We start from the raw sequence: 14,416 nt of genomic DNA on the forward strand, positions 1-14,416 counted from the left end.
GCGCAGTGACGCTAGGCCGTTGGAAGTCCGTTCGCCATCGGCGCGCTCCGGCATCGAAGCGGCCCTGTCCTTCCAGTTCGGCTCCCATCCGCAGGACAGCCTCGTGCCGCACGACCGCGCCGGCGACAGCCGGCGCGGTCGGTCCCGTCAGAACTTGTAGCCGACGGTGAAGCTGTAGCTGCGGCCGAAGATGCTGGCGTAGTCGCTGGAATCGCCAAGGAAGCTGTTCGGGTCGTAGAACGGCTGACGGTCGAACAGGTTCTTGACCGTGACGCCGAGGTTGAGCTTCTCGGTCGGGCGCCAGGCCAGGCTCAGGTTGGCCGTCCACCACGACGGCACACCGTCGCATTGCGCCTCGGGCAGGGCAAGGTGGCCGGCGGTGCAGGTCTCCTCGTTGTTGTCCTCGGCGTCGATGCGGTCCCAGCCCCACTTGGTGTGGCCGACGTAATTGACGAAGAAACTGGTGGTGAACTGGCGGTAGTTCCAGTCGGCGTTGACCGTGGCGCGCAGGCGCGGATTGCCGTAGTAGCCGATGGTGTTGCCGTAGTACCAGCCGTTCTCATCGTCGAGATAGGCCTGCTTGCGGCGCGCGATGGTGGCGGCCAGGCCGATGTTCAGGCTGCCCCACTCGCCCAGCGAGAAACGGCTGCGCGCATCGATGTCGAAACCGTCGACCAGGGTGCGGCCCTTGTTCTTGTACTGGCCGACGACGCTGGCGACGTTGCCGACGCTGTAGCCCGGCAGCGTGCCCGGACAGCGCACGCCGCTGGCCGGGTCGGCGCACATCGCCGCCACTGCCGCCACCGCGGCGCGGTCGGAATCGGTGATCGGCGAACGGGTCGAGGACAGGATGTCCTCGGCCTTGCTGTAGTCCGGCGCGGCGATCTCGTTGCGACGGTAGATGAACCAGTAGTCGGCCGACACCGACAGCCAGTCCAGCGGCTCGAACACAAAGCCCAGGGTGGCGATCTTGGCCTTCTCCGGCTTGAGGTCCTGGTTGGGCTGGGTCATGCGCGCCACAGTGCGGCTGCAGTCGGCGTTGAGCAGCGAGTTGCCCAGGTCGACGTCGCCGCTGCGACGCGACTGGCGCAACAGGTTGGCGATGGCATTGGTCTCGGCGCAGCGGACTTCGTCGCGATAGCCGCCGAGCTGGGCGAACACGCCGCCGGTGCCGGCTTCGGCCAGGCTCGGAGCGCGGAAGCCTTCCGAATAGGTGCCGCGCAGCAGCAGCTCCGGCAGCACCTGATACTTCAGGCCGATCTTCGGCGCCAGGTTGGCATTGAAGTTCGGGTACTTGTCGATGCGCAGCGCGGCGTCGAGTTCGAGCTTGTCGGTCAGCGGCGCGACGGTTTCGGCGAACAGCGCGTAGGTGTTGCGCTTGCCGTCGAACCAGGATCCGCCCTGCTGGGTGATCAGGCCGTTGGCGGCGTCCTCGTTGCCCGGGGTATAGAAGGTCTCGCGGCTGATGTTGAAGCCGAACGCGGCTCGCATTTCGCCGCCCGGCAGATTGGCCAGCGGGCCTTCGATCTTGCCGTCCAGGGTGTGCAGGCGGGTCCAAGACTGGATATCGAAGGTCGGATACGCCTCGCGCAGCAAGGCCGCGTTGGCCTCGCTGATCTCGCCGAACTTGTACGCGGGATGATCGGAGATGATCACGCGGCCGGTGCCGGGATCGATGGTGAACGGGCCGAACGCCTTGCGAAAACCTTCCAGGTTGACGTTGACGGTCTGGTAGGTGACCGAGTGGGTGCCGGCGGTGGCGAACGCGGTCTCCCAGTTCCAGTCGCCGAAGCTGCCGCGCAGGCCGGCCAGGCCGCGGTAGCTCTTGTCGGTGTTGCGCTGGCCGAAGTAGTTGCCGCCGGCGTCCTGCAGCAAGTACTGCAAGCCGACCACGCCGCCCATCAACGCCTTCAGCTCGGGGCTGGCGCGGTTGTACTCGTTGTTCGGGCCGAGGAAGGGATAGCGGAACTGGTTGACCGTGGTGCCGGTGTCGCGCGAGAACCAACTGGTCGGGTTCCCGGTGGTGGTGCTGAAGGCGCGCGGCGTGCCGCCGTTGGCGCGCAGGTCGATGTCGGTATAGGTCAGCTCGGCGAAGGCTTCGGTGGTCTCGCCGAGCAGGAAGTGAGCGTTGACGTAACCGGTCATGCGCTCGGTCTGCGCGCCGGCGTCGATCTCGTTGTTCATCCAGGTCTGCCAAATACAACGCGGGCCGGCGGCTTCGCCGGTGAGCACGTTGTTGCAGCCCGGTGCGGCTTCCTGCACCCGTGCGCCGGTCCGGGGGTTGAAGGCGAAATAAGTGCCGGGGTTGAACTCGCCCGGCTTGCTGCCGGTGCCCAGGCGCAGGTTCTTCAGATAGTTGGGGTTGTTGACGTAGTACTGATCGGGCCGCTTGTCGTAGAAGTCGCTCAGCGGGATCGCATCGCGGCGATAGAAGTTGAACGAACCGTAGACGTTATAGCGGTCTTCGTTGAGATCGCCGAAGCCGGCGGTGATGCTGGCCTGATGCTCGCCGTAGGAATCGATGCGCGAGGACATGTCGGTGGTGGCGCTGACCTCCGCCCCCTGATAATTGCGCTTGGTGATGACGTTGATCACGCCGGCGACCGCGTCGGTGCCGTACACCGCCGACGCGCCGTCGGTCAGCACTTCCATGCGTTCGATCGCCGCGGCGGGGATCGCGTCGATGTTGACGAACTGGGTCTGGAACCCGGCCGGCGCGCCGTAGTAGGACAGGCGACGGCCGTTCAACAGCACCAGCGTGCCCTGCGCGCCGAGGCCGCGCAGGTTGGCCTGCGAGGCGCCGTCCGAGCCGGTGAACAGCGAGCGCGAGTCCTGCTGCGCCGGACGCGCGGCCGGCAGATTGTCGAGCACCTGCAGCAGGGTGCGCGCGCCCATGTTCTCGATGTCCTGCTTGCTGATGACCTGCACCGGCGAGGCGGTTTCCACATCGAGACGACGGATATTGGAGCCGGTCACTTCGACCCGCGACAGTTCGGTGGTCTTGTCCGAGCCGCCGGCGCTGTCGACGTCGGCCGATCCGTCCTGTGCGGCTGCGAACGAAGCGTGGCCCAACAGCGCGGCGGCCAAGGCCAGCGACAACGGGGTGGCGGAATAGCGGGATGGACGGTCGGCGCGTTGACGGCGCGGGCGGCGGCTAGCGGGCAACATCGGAACTCTCCTGGCAGGATCTGCGGCGCGGATGGCGGACGAAAGGCAACAGCGATCCCGGGCCGCGGCCGGACGGCCGCAGTCGGTATGGCGGGGGGAGGAGCGGTGTTACGTTTTCGGTGCGGCGGGGTCGAGTGGGTTCATGGCGCGAGGATGCTGGCCGTATCGCCCTCCTGGCCGATCAGCACGGCGTTGGCCCAGTTGGCGCAGACCTGGGCGGGTTGGTTGCCCTGCGCGCCGAGCGTGCGCAGGCTGAGGGAAGACAGGCCGCGGATGTCCAGTTCCGGCTTGACCACGCCCGGCGCTTTCACCAGGCCGCTGTCGTAGAGCAGGCGTCCGTCGCCCCAGACCTGGAATTGCAGGCCGCCGGCGGCGCGGCAGGCATCGTCGATGCCGAGGTCGGCGCGCAGCAGGCGCCACTGCCCTTGCAGGCGCAGGTCGATGCGGCTGGCCGGGCCGACGCCGAGGCCGCGGCGGAACAGCAGGCCGTTCATGCGCAACGCATCGTCGCCGCGGAAGGCGCGGTCGCTGCGCACGGTGTGGGCCAGCGCGGCCGGCAACGGCAGCTCGGAGAGGTAGCGTTGCTGTGCCGGCCGCTCCGGTTCTTGATGTTCGAGGATGTGGAAGCTCGACAACGCGATCGGGCCGACGTCGCGCGGCTGCAAGGCATCGACCGCGCGCGCCGCGCCGCCCTGGGCGGCAACGACCATCGGGTCGGCGCCGGAGGCGCCGTCGCCGTCGGGGTTCTGCACGCTGAGCACACGGAAGCGCAGCAGGCGGCCGGCGCGCGCCGGGAACTCGATGCGCTGCGGTTCCTGCTTGAGCTGCAGGCGGCCGCGCGCGATCGGCTCGCCCCATTCGCCGTTGCTGTCGCCCAGGTAGATCTCGTAGTCGCGGACCTGGCCGTGCTTCCAGTGCTGGTCGTTGCGCGGCGCCAGCTCGATGCCGTCGATCAGCTTGCGCTCGCCGAAGCCGATCGTCCATTCGTGCGCGCCGGTGCGCACGGCCTGGTTGCGCACGCTGCGGAACCAGGTCTTGGGGTCCTCGTCGAAGGCGTTTTCCAGCGCATGGCCGGGTTCTTCGGCGGGGCGATTGACCACCAGCAGGCTGTCGGCCGGCAGCGCGCGGCCCAGCGCCGGCGCGGCCGGGTAGGCATCGTCGGCGACCGCCGCCGCGACGGGAATGTCGAGCACGACCTGCAGCGGCTTGCGGATATCGACCGCGGCGGTGCGTACGTGCACGCTGCCCTTGCGCTCGGCCGGATCGAAGTACCAGCCCTCGGACGCGGCCTGCCACGCGGCGGCATCGGCCAGCTTCGGCAGTGCGCGGCCGTCCTGCGACACCGCGCGCGGCGCCTGCCGAGTGAGCACGCGCAAGCCGTAGCGGCGTTGCGGCAACTGGCCTTGATACTGGCCTTGCACCGCGTCGATGCGCACCGTCACCGGACCGCTGCCCTGCGCCGGCGCGCTCATCCGCACCCATTGAGTGCTCGACTCGCCCTGCTCGAAACGGCGGGTATTGCCGTCGTCCTCGTACAACGCGTACTGCGATTCGCCCTGCGGATACAGATCGAAGGTGATTTCGTCGAGCGGCTTCTCGCCGTCGTAGAGCATCGCCGGATGCATCGGCACGATCGCGCCGGCGCGCACGAACAACGGCAGCGTGGCGAGGTCGACCTGCCGGTCCAGCTCGCGCCCGGCGGCGCCGGCCTGCACGCTGCGCCCGTCCCAATAGTCGATCCAGCGCCCGGCCGGCACGTGGATGCCGCGCCGCCAGCCGCGGCTGGCGGCCTGGCTGCGATAGACCGGCGCCACCAACAGATCGCGGCCGAGCAGGAACTGATACTTGTAGGCCTCGTCCTGCGCGTGCGGGTCCCGCGGGTAGTCCCACATCAGCCCGCGCACCGGCGGCGCGCCGGTCTGCGCCGCCTCATGGGCCAGGCCGTACATGTACGGGGTCAGCCGCATCTTCAATTTCAGGTAATCGCGGTTGATGCTGCGGTAGGGCTCGTCGAACCACCACGGATGCTTGCGCGCGTTCGACGACCAGCCCGACATGCCCATCAGCACCGGAGTGAAGGCCTTCCACTGCAGATCGCGGGTGTAGGTCTCGGCGCTGCCGCCGAAGATCGCATCGACGTCGCCGGTGGCGTAGGCCATGCCCGATAGGCCCGAGCCGATCAAGGTCGGCACGTGCCAGCGGATGTAGTCCCAACTCGCGCTCTGGTCGCCGGTCCAGGCCACCGCGTAGCGCTGGATGCCGGCCCAGCCCATCACCGTCCACAGGAAGGGACGCGAATCGGAGTTGTGCAGGATGCCGTTGAACGCCGACTGGTTGGCGTCCATCGCGAACTGATAACCCTTGCCGGTCCAAGCCACGTCGAGCTTCTGCACCCGGCTGCCGGCGGTACCGACTTCCCAGGCGATCTTGTCGACCCCGTTCTCGGTCCACAGGCCGGTGCGGAAACCGTACTTGGCCAGCCCCTTCACCGTCTCCGGCAGTTGCTTGTAACCGCAGCCGTAGCCGTCGTTGGGCAGGATCCAGCCGCCGGGCATGTCGTGCTCGCGGTACTGGCGCGCCACGCTTTCGACCACGTCGGGCGTGGTGCCGGTGGCGCCGTCGCGCCAGCCTTCCGGCACGGTGCCGGGCTTTTTGCCGTTGTCGCCGTCGTTGTAGCAGTCCGCGTCGCCGTAAGACAACGCCCAGCGCGGCAGCAGGCCGGGGCGGCCGGTCAGGCGAGTGTAGCGTTCGAGCAAGCGCGGCAGCTCGCCGACGAAGTAGTAGGCGTCGAAGCGATCCTCGCGATGCAGCAAGGTGGCCTGGTCGGGCTGGCGCAAGTCGTAACTGCCGTCGCTCCAGGTGTTGCGCAACATGCCCCAGCCGCGCGAGCTGAGCAGCATGGGCGCCGGGCTGGGCCGATCGCCCTCTTCCCAGCCGCCGGAATAAGAAACCTCCAGTTCGCGGCCCTTGAACTGGTAGCGGCCGTTCTGCTGGCCGCCGCCGTAGAAAGCCTCGTCGGCCTGCGACGACAACACTTGCACGCTCTGGGCCGCGTCCAGATCCAGCGGTTGCAGCTCCTGCCACAGCGGCACGCGGCGCTCGCCGTCGATCCGCTCCAGGCGCAGCTTCAGCGGCTGCCGTTGCACGTGCAGCACCAGTGCGCCGGTACGCACGCGCAATTCGCTCGCATCGTCTTCCAGGGTCGCCGCGATCGTGGCCGCCGGCTGCGGCAGCACGATCGGCGCGGCCTTGTCGCCGGCCGGCGCCAGCTTGCCGCGGCGTCCGGCCTGCACCCGCACGATGTCGTCGGCCAGCACCTCGATGCGCAGCACGCTGCCGGTGTCGGTGCTCAACTCCCAACTCGAGGTCGCGCCGGTGGCGGCGCGCACGGCGCGCAGGTTGCCGACCGGCTCGGCCGCGGCCGGAAGGGTCGAGGCCATCAGCGCCGTCAGGATCGCAGTCGACAGTCGCGGACGACGCACGCGGAATTCCACCTTGCCCCCAGCGCCCGCTCGGCGGGCCTTCGTAATGTGTTGCGACCGACTCTAGGGCAGGGTTTTGAAACCTGTCAATAAACTGAAAGCAAAAAGGAAGAATTTTTACATTGAAACGAAAGATTGTGCATTGCAATACTTTCTAATAATCCTCAAAACCCCTGTTAAGCCCGCCACGAAAGCCGAATCCGCCTTAACTTTCGCTTTTGTCCCCGGGCCGGCCGCAACGAAGCCCAACCCGACGTTTTCTTTTGTTTTACTTTCGATAATTGACTTTTCGAAAGAAAACACAGATCGTACCCTCGCTTCGACAGGAACCCTCCATGGACCTCACTCCGCTTCCCGACTCGTCCGCCTGGCAACGCCTGGGCGGGGCCGACACCGCTGCCGAGATCGCCCAACAACCGGCCTTGTGGGACCGGCTGGCCGAGGATCTGGCGCAGGCGCGCGAACGCGTGCAAGCCTTCCTCGGCGACCGTCTGAACGATCCGCGTCAACGCGTGCTGTTCACCGGCGCCGGCAGTTCCGGCTTCATCGCCGACATGGTCGCCGACCGCATCAATGCGCAGTGGCCGGCCGACGTGCGCGCCGTGCATACCACCAGCCTGCTGACTCATCCGGGGTTGTACCTGCAGCGCGACCGCCCGACTCTGCTGGTGTCGTTCGCCCGCAGCGGTTCCAGTCCGGAAAGCGTGGCGGCGGTCGAGCTGCTGCGCGCCCAGGTCGACGACGCGCGCTTCCTCGACATCACCTGCAATCCCGATGGCGAATTGGCTCGTCGCGGCGCCGATCGCGAAGACACTTGCACCCTGCTGATGCCGGCCGCCAGTTGCGACCGCGCCTTCGCCATGACCAGCAGTCTCAGCTGCATGCTGCTGGCGGCGCTGAGCGTGTTCGACGCCGCGCCGTGGCCGCAGCGCGGCGAACGCCTGCGGCAATTGGCCGTGCTGGCGCGCGAAGGCCTGGCGCAGTGGGATGCGCCCGCCGGCGCCCTGGCGCAACGCCCCTTCGATCGCGTGATCTACCTAGCCAGCGGCCCGCTGGAAGCGCTGGCGCGCGAAGCGGCGCTGAAGGTGCTCGAACTCACCGCCGGGCAAGTGCTGGCCCTGGCCAACACCCCGTTGGGCTTCCGCCACGGGCCCAAGTCCACCCTCAACGGCGACACGCTGGTGGTGGTGATGCGCAGCGCCCAGGCGCTGGCGCGCCGTTACGAGCAGGATCTGCTCGACGAACTGCGCCGCGACGGCGTCGCCGGCCGGGTGCTGGCGATCGGTCCGCATTCCGACATCGGCAGCGACGACGACCACAGCCTGCGCGCACCGCCGCTGGACGACGCCTGGCTGGCGCCGGTGTGGCTGATCTTCGCCCAGTTGTATGCGCTGCAACGCTCGGCCGCGCTCGGCCTGACGCCGGACAACCCGTTCCCGGACGGCACCGTCAACCGGGTGGTCAAGGGCGTTACCATCCACCATGGCTGACGCCCCGCATCCCGAAATTCGCTACGGCATCGACATCGGCGGCACCAAGATCGAACTGGTCGCCTGCGATGCCGCGTTGGAGGTGCGCTACCGCCGGCGCATAGCCACGCCGCAGGGCGACTACGCCGGCTTCCTGGCCGCGTTGCAGGCGCTGGCGGCCGACGCCGACGCCGAACTCGGGCAAACCGATACGGCGATCGGCATCGCCCTGCCCGGCGTGCGCGATCGCCGCAGCGGCCGGCAGCTCAGCGCCAACGTTCCCGCCCTGACCGGACACAGCGTCGCCGCCGACCTGCGGGCGCGGCTGTGCCGGCCGCTGCACTTCGGCAACGACCTGCAGTGCTTCGCCTTGTCGGAAGCGCACGGTGGCGCCGCCGAAGGCTACCCGAGCATGTTCGGCGCGATCCTCGGCACCGGCGCCGGCGGCGGCTACTGCCTGCACGGCCAACTGGTCGCGGGCTTCAACGGCCTGGCCGGCGAATGGGGCCATTGGAGCGTGCCGGCGCACCTGCTGCAGCGCTACGAACTGCCGGTGCTGGATTGCGCCTGCGGCCTGCGCGGCTGCGTCGAACGTTATGTCTCCGGCAGCGGCCTGGTCGCGCTGCATCGCCATCTGCACGGCGAAGCCGCCGACGCCGGCGCGGTGATCGCGCAGGCCGAGGCCGGCGACGCGCGCGCGCGCCGGGCCCTGGCGATCCATCTGGATCTGCTCGGCCACAGCCTGGCCGCGCTGGTGCTGCTGCTGGATCCGCACGTGATCGTGCTCGGCGGCGGTCTGTCGCAGCATGCCCCCTTGTACGCCGCCTTGCCGGCGGCGGTCGCCGCGCACCTGTTCGACGGAGTGCAGGTGCCGCCGGTCGTGCCGCCGCGTTTCGGCGATGCCGGCGGCGCCCGCGGCGCCGCCCTGCTGGCCTGGCGGCCGGCCCTGTCCTGAATCTCGTCGGAGCTGCCCCATGTCGCCCGTGCAATCGCTGATCGCCTCCCACCGTCAGGGCCGCAACGTCGGCCTGTACAGCGTGTGCTGCAGCAACGAGCTGGTGTTACGCGCGGCCATGGACGTGGCCCGCCGCCACGACACCCTGCTGCTGATCGAAGCGACGTCCAACCAGGTCGACCAGTTCGGCGGCTACACCGGCATGACCCCGCCGCAGTACCGCGACTACGTGTTGTCGCTGGCGCGCGAGGAAAACTTCCCGGTCGACCGGTTGGTGCTCGGCGGCGATCACCTCGGCCCCAATGCCTGGCAAAAGCGCCCGGCGGAGGAGGCCATGGCGAACGCGCGGGTGCTGATCGAAGCCTACGTCGCCGCGGGCTTCCACAAGATCCACCTCGATTGCAGCATGTCCTGCGCCGACGACCCCACGCCCTTGCCCGACGCGGTCGTCGCCGCGCGCTCGGCCGAGCTGGCGCGCATCGCCGAACGCACCGCCGCCGCGCACGGACTGGCGCCGCCGGTCTACGTGATCGGCACCGAGGTGCCGGTGCCCGGCGGCGAGGCTTCGCTGGCCGGCGGCCTGGCGGTGACCACGCCGCAGGCGGCCGAGCAGACGCTGGCCATCCATCGGCAGGCGTTCTGCGCGCCCGACCTGGCTGCGGCGTGGGAACGGGTGATCGCGATGGTGGTGCAGCCCGGGGTCGACTTCGATCACAGCAGCGTGCACGACTACGACCCGGCCGCAGCCCGCGCCCTGGCCGACTTCCTGGAACGCCAGCCGCGCATCGTGTTCGAAGCGCATTCCACCGACTACCAGCGCGAACAGGGACTGCACGAACTGGTGCGCGACCACTTCGCCATTCTCAAGGTCGGCCCAGCCGCGACCTTCGCCTACCGCGAAGCGCTGTTCGCGCTGGCCGCGATCGAAGCCGAGCTGCTGCCGGCCGAACGGCGTTCGAATCTGCCGCAGGTGCTGGAGCGCTGCATGCTCGACAACCCGCGCCATTGGCAGCAGCACTATCATGGCGACGAGCGCGAGCTGCACCTGCTGCGCCTGTACGCGCTCAGCGACCGCTGCCGCTATTACTGGGGCGAACCGGCCCTGGTGGCCGCGGTGCAGCGCCTGTTCGACAACCTGAGCACGCATGCGCCGCCGGCCTACCTGCTCAGCCAGTATTTGCCCGAGCAGTACCGGGCACTGCGCGCCGGCACCCTGGCCGACACGCCGCAGGCCTGGGTCCGCCACCGCATCGGCCTGTGCCTGGACGAGTACGCCCGCGCCTGCGCGGCCAATGTCGCCGGCCTTCGCGAGCACGGCGCCCGCGCCGCGGCGAACGGCTAATCTTCAGGCTTTCAGCGCGGATCGACACATGGCCATGCGCAACACCCGCTCCCGCCGGCAGCAGATCCTGCAATGCCTGATCGAGCAGGGCTCGGTGCAGGTCGCCGAGCTGGTCGAACGCTTCGGCGTCTCGGCCGTGACCGTGCGCGCCGACCTCAGCCACATCGAGTCCCAGGGCCTGGCCACCCGCACCCACGGCGGCGCCACCCTGGTGCGCACCCCGCCGCGCGAACAGGACATCCACGAGAAGGACGCGCTCAACCTGCCGCTGAAGGAGCGCATCGGCGCCCGCGCCGCGCAGTTGGTGCAGGGCGGCGACAACATCATCATCGATTCGGGTTCCACCACCATGACCCTGGCCCGCCACCTGCGCGGCCACCGCGAGGTCACGGTGATGACCAACGGCCTCAACATCGCCTGGGAGCTGGCCAACGCGCCGGGCGTGGAGGTGCTGCTCAGCGGCGGCCTGCTGCGCAAGCAGTCGCTGTCGCTGCAGGGCAGCCAGGCCGAGGCCAGCCTCAACGCTTACAGCTTCGACACCCTGTTCCTGGGCGTGGACGGCCTGGACCTGCAGTTCGGCCTGACCACCCACGACGAAGCCGAAGCCCGCCTCAACCACCGCATGGTCGAGCGCGCGCGCCGGATCGTGGTGCTGACCGACGCCTCCAAGTTCGGCCGGGTCAGCCTGCACCGCATCGCCCGCCTCGACCAAGTCCACGCCATCATCACCGACGCCGGCATCGACGACCGCTACCGCGAGGGTCTGCAACGGCTGGGCATCGAGGTGATCATCGCCGAGCCCTTGCCGTGACCGACCTGCACTCCCTGCAAGGCCGCATCCTGACCCCCGCCGGCTGGCGCCGCGGGCGCATCGTCTTCGACGATCGCATCCGCGGCATCGAGGATGCCGAAGGCGACGAGGGCACCGACGCCATCGTCCTGCCCGGCTTCATCGACTTGCACGTGCACGGCGCCGCCGGCGTCGACCTGATGCAGGGCGGCGACGCCGCGCGCACTGTGGCGCGCGCGCACGTGCGCCACGGCACCACCGCCCTGCTCGGCACCACCATGACCGCCGCCGAGGCCGACATCGCCCACGCGTTGCGCGGCCTGGCCAACGCCATCGCAGAGCCCGATCCACAGGCGGCGCGCGTGCTCGGCGTGCATCTGGAAGGGCCGTTCATCAGCCCACAGCGGCTCGGCGCGCAACCGCCGCTGACCGTGGAAGCCACGCTGGAATCGGTACAGCGCCTGCACGCGCTGGCGCCGATCCGGGTGTTGACCCTGGCGCCGGAAATCGGCCGTCACACCGAATTGATCCCATCGTTGAACGCGATGGGCATCCGGGTGCAGATCGGCCACAGCGCCGGCACCTACGAGGACGGGCTGGCGGCGCTGCGCGCCGGCGCATCCGGTTTCACTCATCTGTTCAACGGCATGACCGGGGTCGATCACTACCGACCCGGCATCGCTGCGGCCGCCCTCGCTCACGCCGAGTACGCCGAGCTGATTCCCGACCTGCAACACGTGCACCCCGGCGCGATCCGCCTCGCGCTGCGCGCCATTCCGCGCTTGTACGCGGTCACCGACGCCACCGCCGCCACCGGCATGCCCGACGGCGAGTACGCGCTGGGCTCCCAGCGCGTGCACAAGTGCCTGGGCTGCGTGCGCCTGGTCAGCGGCTCCCTGGCCGGCAGCGCCCTGACCATGGACCAGGCCCTGCGCAACCTGGTCGACGTCGGCCTGGACTTGGCCGATGCCGCGCAACGCGTCTCCACCTTCCCGGCCGATTACCTGGGCCTGAGCGACCGCGGCCGCCTGCAACCCGGCGCCTGCGCCGACCTGGTCGTCCTCGATCCGCAATTGCGCATCGCCCAGGTGCATGTCGCCGGCCGCGCGGTTGATCTGAGCTGAGTCCGCGGCCCGGCTCCCGCGATGGCCTTCGCCGGCCTTCTGCGGCGCCGCCGGGTCGCGCCGGATGCCCCCCGACGCCTCGCTCGCCCTTCGTTCTGACAACGAAAAAGCCCTCCGTGCGGAGGGCTTTTTCCTGGATTCTGCGTCCGCTCAGAACGGAATGTCGTCGTCGGCAAAATCGTCGCCGAAATCGTTCGACTTGGCCGGGGGCGCTTCGCGGCGCGGCGCGGACTCCTGACGACCGCCGCCGTAACCGCCACCGCCACCGCCACCGTACTGACGCGCCGGACGGTCGCCGCCGCCGCCGCCGCGGAACTCGCCACGACCGCCGCCTTCGGAGCGTCCACCACCACCGCCGCCACCGCCTTCGCCGCCGCCGAGCATCTGCATCTCATCGGCGATGATGTCGGTGAAGTACTTCTCGACGCCGTCCTGGCCGGTGAACTTGTCGTAACGGATCGAGCCTTCGATGTAGACCTGACGGCCCTTGCGCAGGTACTCGCCGGCGATCTCGCCGAGCTTGCCGAACAGCTTGACCCGGTGCCATTCGGTGCGCTCCTGGTTGTTACCGTCGCGATCCTTGCGGACGCTGGTCGTCGCCAGGCTGATCGTGGTCACGGCCATGCCGCCCTGGGTGTATTTGGTCTCAGGATCGTTGCCGAGGTTGCCGACCAGGATGACCTTGTTGATGCCGCGTGCCATGGGATTGCGTGTCCTTCTAGATGCCGGGGGTATGGCCTGACGATGGATTATAGCCGCCGCCCCGTCCACCGGCGGCCGCCCCGCGGCCGGGTAGGACAGCTCCGAAACCGCCGTCGGGGCTTGCCCCGGGCGCAGCCGGGGCCGTCCGAGGCCGCCCGGGCCCGTCCTCGGGGCACCCCTGGCCGGCCGGGCACGGCGGTACGAGACCGCCCCGGCCCCGCGAACGGACCGCCGCCGCACTTTGCCGCAACCGGCCTGCCAAACGTGACGCAACCCTTATAATTTCGTTTCCTACGAGCCGACCTGCCCATGCCTTCCAGCGCCACGACCTTGTCCGCCGCCGACCTGGCGAGCATCCAATCCCTGGCCCGCGACGACATGGGAGCGGTCGATGCGCTGATCCGGCGGCGCCTGGCCTCCGATGTGGTGCTGATCAACCAGGTCGCGGAGTACATCGTCGGCGCCGGCGGCAAGCGCCTGCGGCCGATGCTGCTGTTGCTGGCGGCCGGCGCCCTCAACCACCGCGGCCCCGACGCCCACCAGCTGGCGGCGGTGGTCGAATTCATCCATACCGCGACCCTGCTCCACGACGACGTGGTCGACGAGTCCGACCTGCGCCGCGGCCGCAAGACCGCCAATGCCGTGTGGGGCAACGCCGCCAGCGTCCTGGTCGGCGACTTCCTGTACTCGCGCAGCTTCCAGCTGATGGTCGAGCTGGACCGGCTGGAAGTCATGAAGATCCTCGCCGACACCACCAACCAGATCGCCGAGGGCGAGGTGCTGCAGTTGCTGCACGTGCGCAACCCGGACACCGACGAGGCCGCCTACCTGCGGGTGATCGAACGCAAGACTGCGGTGCTGTTCGCCGCCGCGACCCGCCTGGGCGCGGTCCTGGCCGGCGCGCCGCCGCAAATCCAGCAGCGCATGCACGATTACGGCCTGGCCCTGGGCTATGCCTTCCAGATCGCCGACGACGTGCTCGACTACGCCTCCGACGCGCAGACCCTGGGCAAGAACCTCGGCGACGATCTCGCCGAGGGCAAGGCCACCCTGCCGCTGATCCACGCCATCGCCCACAGCGACGACGCCACCCGCGCCCGCCTGCGCGCTGCGGTCGAACACGGCGATACCGACGCCATGCCCGACGTGCTGGCCGCGATCCACGCCACCGGCGGCCTGGACTACAGCCGCCGGCGCGCCTGCGATTACGCCGACGCCGCCGAAGCGGCGCTGGACGCGATCGAGGACAACGACTACACCGCGGCGCTGCGCGGGCTGGCGCGGTACGCGGTGAGCCGGGATCACTGATCCGCGAATCCGCTTGCGTGCACCGCTTCGATGGTCGCGGCTCACGCCGCTCCTACAAGGGCGGCGCATCGCTTCC

Annotated in this window: 9 protein-coding genes; 6 read left to right on the forward strand and 3 right to left on the reverse strand. The window is 69.3% G+C overall.

Going from position 1 to position 14,416, the window contains the following annotated elements:
• Positions 1-147 precede the first annotated feature (147 nt).
• A complete protein-coding gene (locus tag TX83_RS10530) occupies positions 148-3,168 on the reverse strand; it encodes a TonB-dependent receptor domain-containing protein (protein WP_064747905.1) in 3,021 nt (1,006 codons plus the stop codon).
• A gap of 140 nt (positions 3,169-3,308) precedes the next feature.
• Positions 3,309-6,662 carry a TIM-barrel domain-containing protein gene (locus TX83_RS10535; RefSeq protein ID WP_064747906.1) on the reverse strand — a complete coding sequence of 1,118 codons (3,354 nt, stop codon included), beginning with the start codon at positions 6,660-6,662 and terminating at the stop codon, positions 3,309-3,311.
• A gap of 323 nt (positions 6,663-6,985) precedes the next feature.
• On the opposite strand from TX83_RS10535, the gene TX83_RS10540 reads away from it, so the two are divergent.
• From TX83_RS10540 to nagA, 5 genes are read left to right on the forward strand one after another with little or no spacing between them, the layout of a single operon-like run.
• A complete protein-coding gene (locus TX83_RS10540) occupies positions 6,986-8,140 on the forward strand; it encodes an SIS domain-containing protein (RefSeq protein WP_064747907.1) in 1,155 nt (384 codons plus the stop codon).
• Positions 8,133-9,074 (forward strand): ROK family protein, encoded by a 942-nt coding sequence (locus TX83_RS10545; RefSeq protein ID WP_064747908.1) that lies wholly within the window; start codon positions 8,133-8,135, stop codon positions 9,072-9,074. The genes TX83_RS10540 and TX83_RS10545 overlap by 8 nt, the downstream gene beginning before the upstream one ends.
• A gap of 19 nt (positions 9,075-9,093) precedes the next feature.
• A complete protein-coding gene (locus TX83_RS10550) occupies positions 9,094-10,416 on the forward strand; it encodes a D-tagatose-bisphosphate aldolase, class II, non-catalytic subunit (protein ID WP_064747909.1) in 1,323 nt (440 codons plus the stop codon).
• Positions 10,417-10,450: 34 nt separating this feature from the next.
• Positions 10,451-11,227 carry a DeoR family transcriptional regulator gene (locus TX83_RS10555; protein ID WP_064747918.1) on the forward strand — a complete coding sequence of 259 codons (777 nt, stop codon included), beginning with the start codon at positions 10,451-10,453 and terminating at the stop codon, positions 11,225-11,227.
• Positions 11,224-12,330, forward strand: coding sequence for an N-acetylglucosamine-6-phosphate deacetylase (gene nagA / locus TX83_RS10560; RefSeq protein WP_064747910.1), 1,107 nt, complete (start codon positions 11,224-11,226; stop codon positions 12,328-12,330). Before TX83_RS10555 ends, nagA begins: the two co-directional genes overlap by 4 nt.
• A gap of 150 nt (positions 12,331-12,480) precedes the next feature.
• Here the strand turns inward: nagA and ssb are convergent, their stop codons facing one another.
• Entirely contained in the window at positions 12,481-13,032 is a 552-nt protein-coding gene (ssb, locus tag TX83_RS10565) for a single-stranded DNA-binding protein (RefSeq protein ID WP_064747912.1), read from the reverse strand.
• Between the two features lie 309 nt (positions 13,033-13,341).
• On the opposite strand from ssb, the gene TX83_RS10570 reads away from it, so the two are divergent.
• Positions 13,342-14,340, forward strand: a complete 999-nt coding sequence (locus TX83_RS10570) for a polyprenyl synthetase family protein (protein WP_064747914.1) — start codon at positions 13,342-13,344, stop codon at positions 14,338-14,340.
• The last annotated feature ends 76 nt before the right edge of the window (positions 14,341-14,416 follow it).

Source organism: Lysobacter antibioticus HS124 (assembly GCF_000336385.2).
GTDB lineage: Bacteria > Pseudomonadota > Gammaproteobacteria > Xanthomonadales > Xanthomonadaceae > Lysobacter > Lysobacter firmicutimachus.

What these genes read in the sequence shown, in the direction of transcription:
- TX83_RS10545 (WP_064747908.1), top strand. Translation starts at nt 8,133, where the DNA reads ATGGCTGACGCCCCGCATCCCGAAATTCGCTACGGCATCGACATCGGC.
- TX83_RS10550 (WP_064747909.1), top strand. Translation starts at nt 9,094, where the DNA reads ATGTCGCCCGTGCAATCGCTGATCGCCTCCCACCGTCAGGGCCGCAAC.
- TX83_RS10540 (WP_064747907.1), top strand. Translation starts at nt 6,986, where the DNA reads ATGGACCTCACTCCGCTTCCCGACTCGTCCGCCTGGCAACGCCTGGGC.
- ssb (WP_064747912.1), bottom strand. Translation starts at nt 13,032, where the DNA reads ATGGCACGCGGCATCAACAAGGTCATCCTGGTCGGCAACCTCGGCAAC.
- TX83_RS10555 (WP_064747918.1), top strand. Translation starts at nt 10,451, where the DNA reads ATGCGCAACACCCGCTCCCGCCGGCAGCAGATCCTGCAATGCCTGATC.
- TX83_RS10570 (WP_064747914.1), top strand. Translation starts at nt 13,342, where the DNA reads ATGCCTTCCAGCGCCACGACCTTGTCCGCCGCCGACCTGGCGAGCATC.
- TX83_RS10530 (WP_064747905.1), bottom strand. Translation starts at nt 3,168, where the DNA reads ATGTTGCCCGCTAGCCGCCGCCCGCGCCGTCAACGCGCCGACCGTCCA.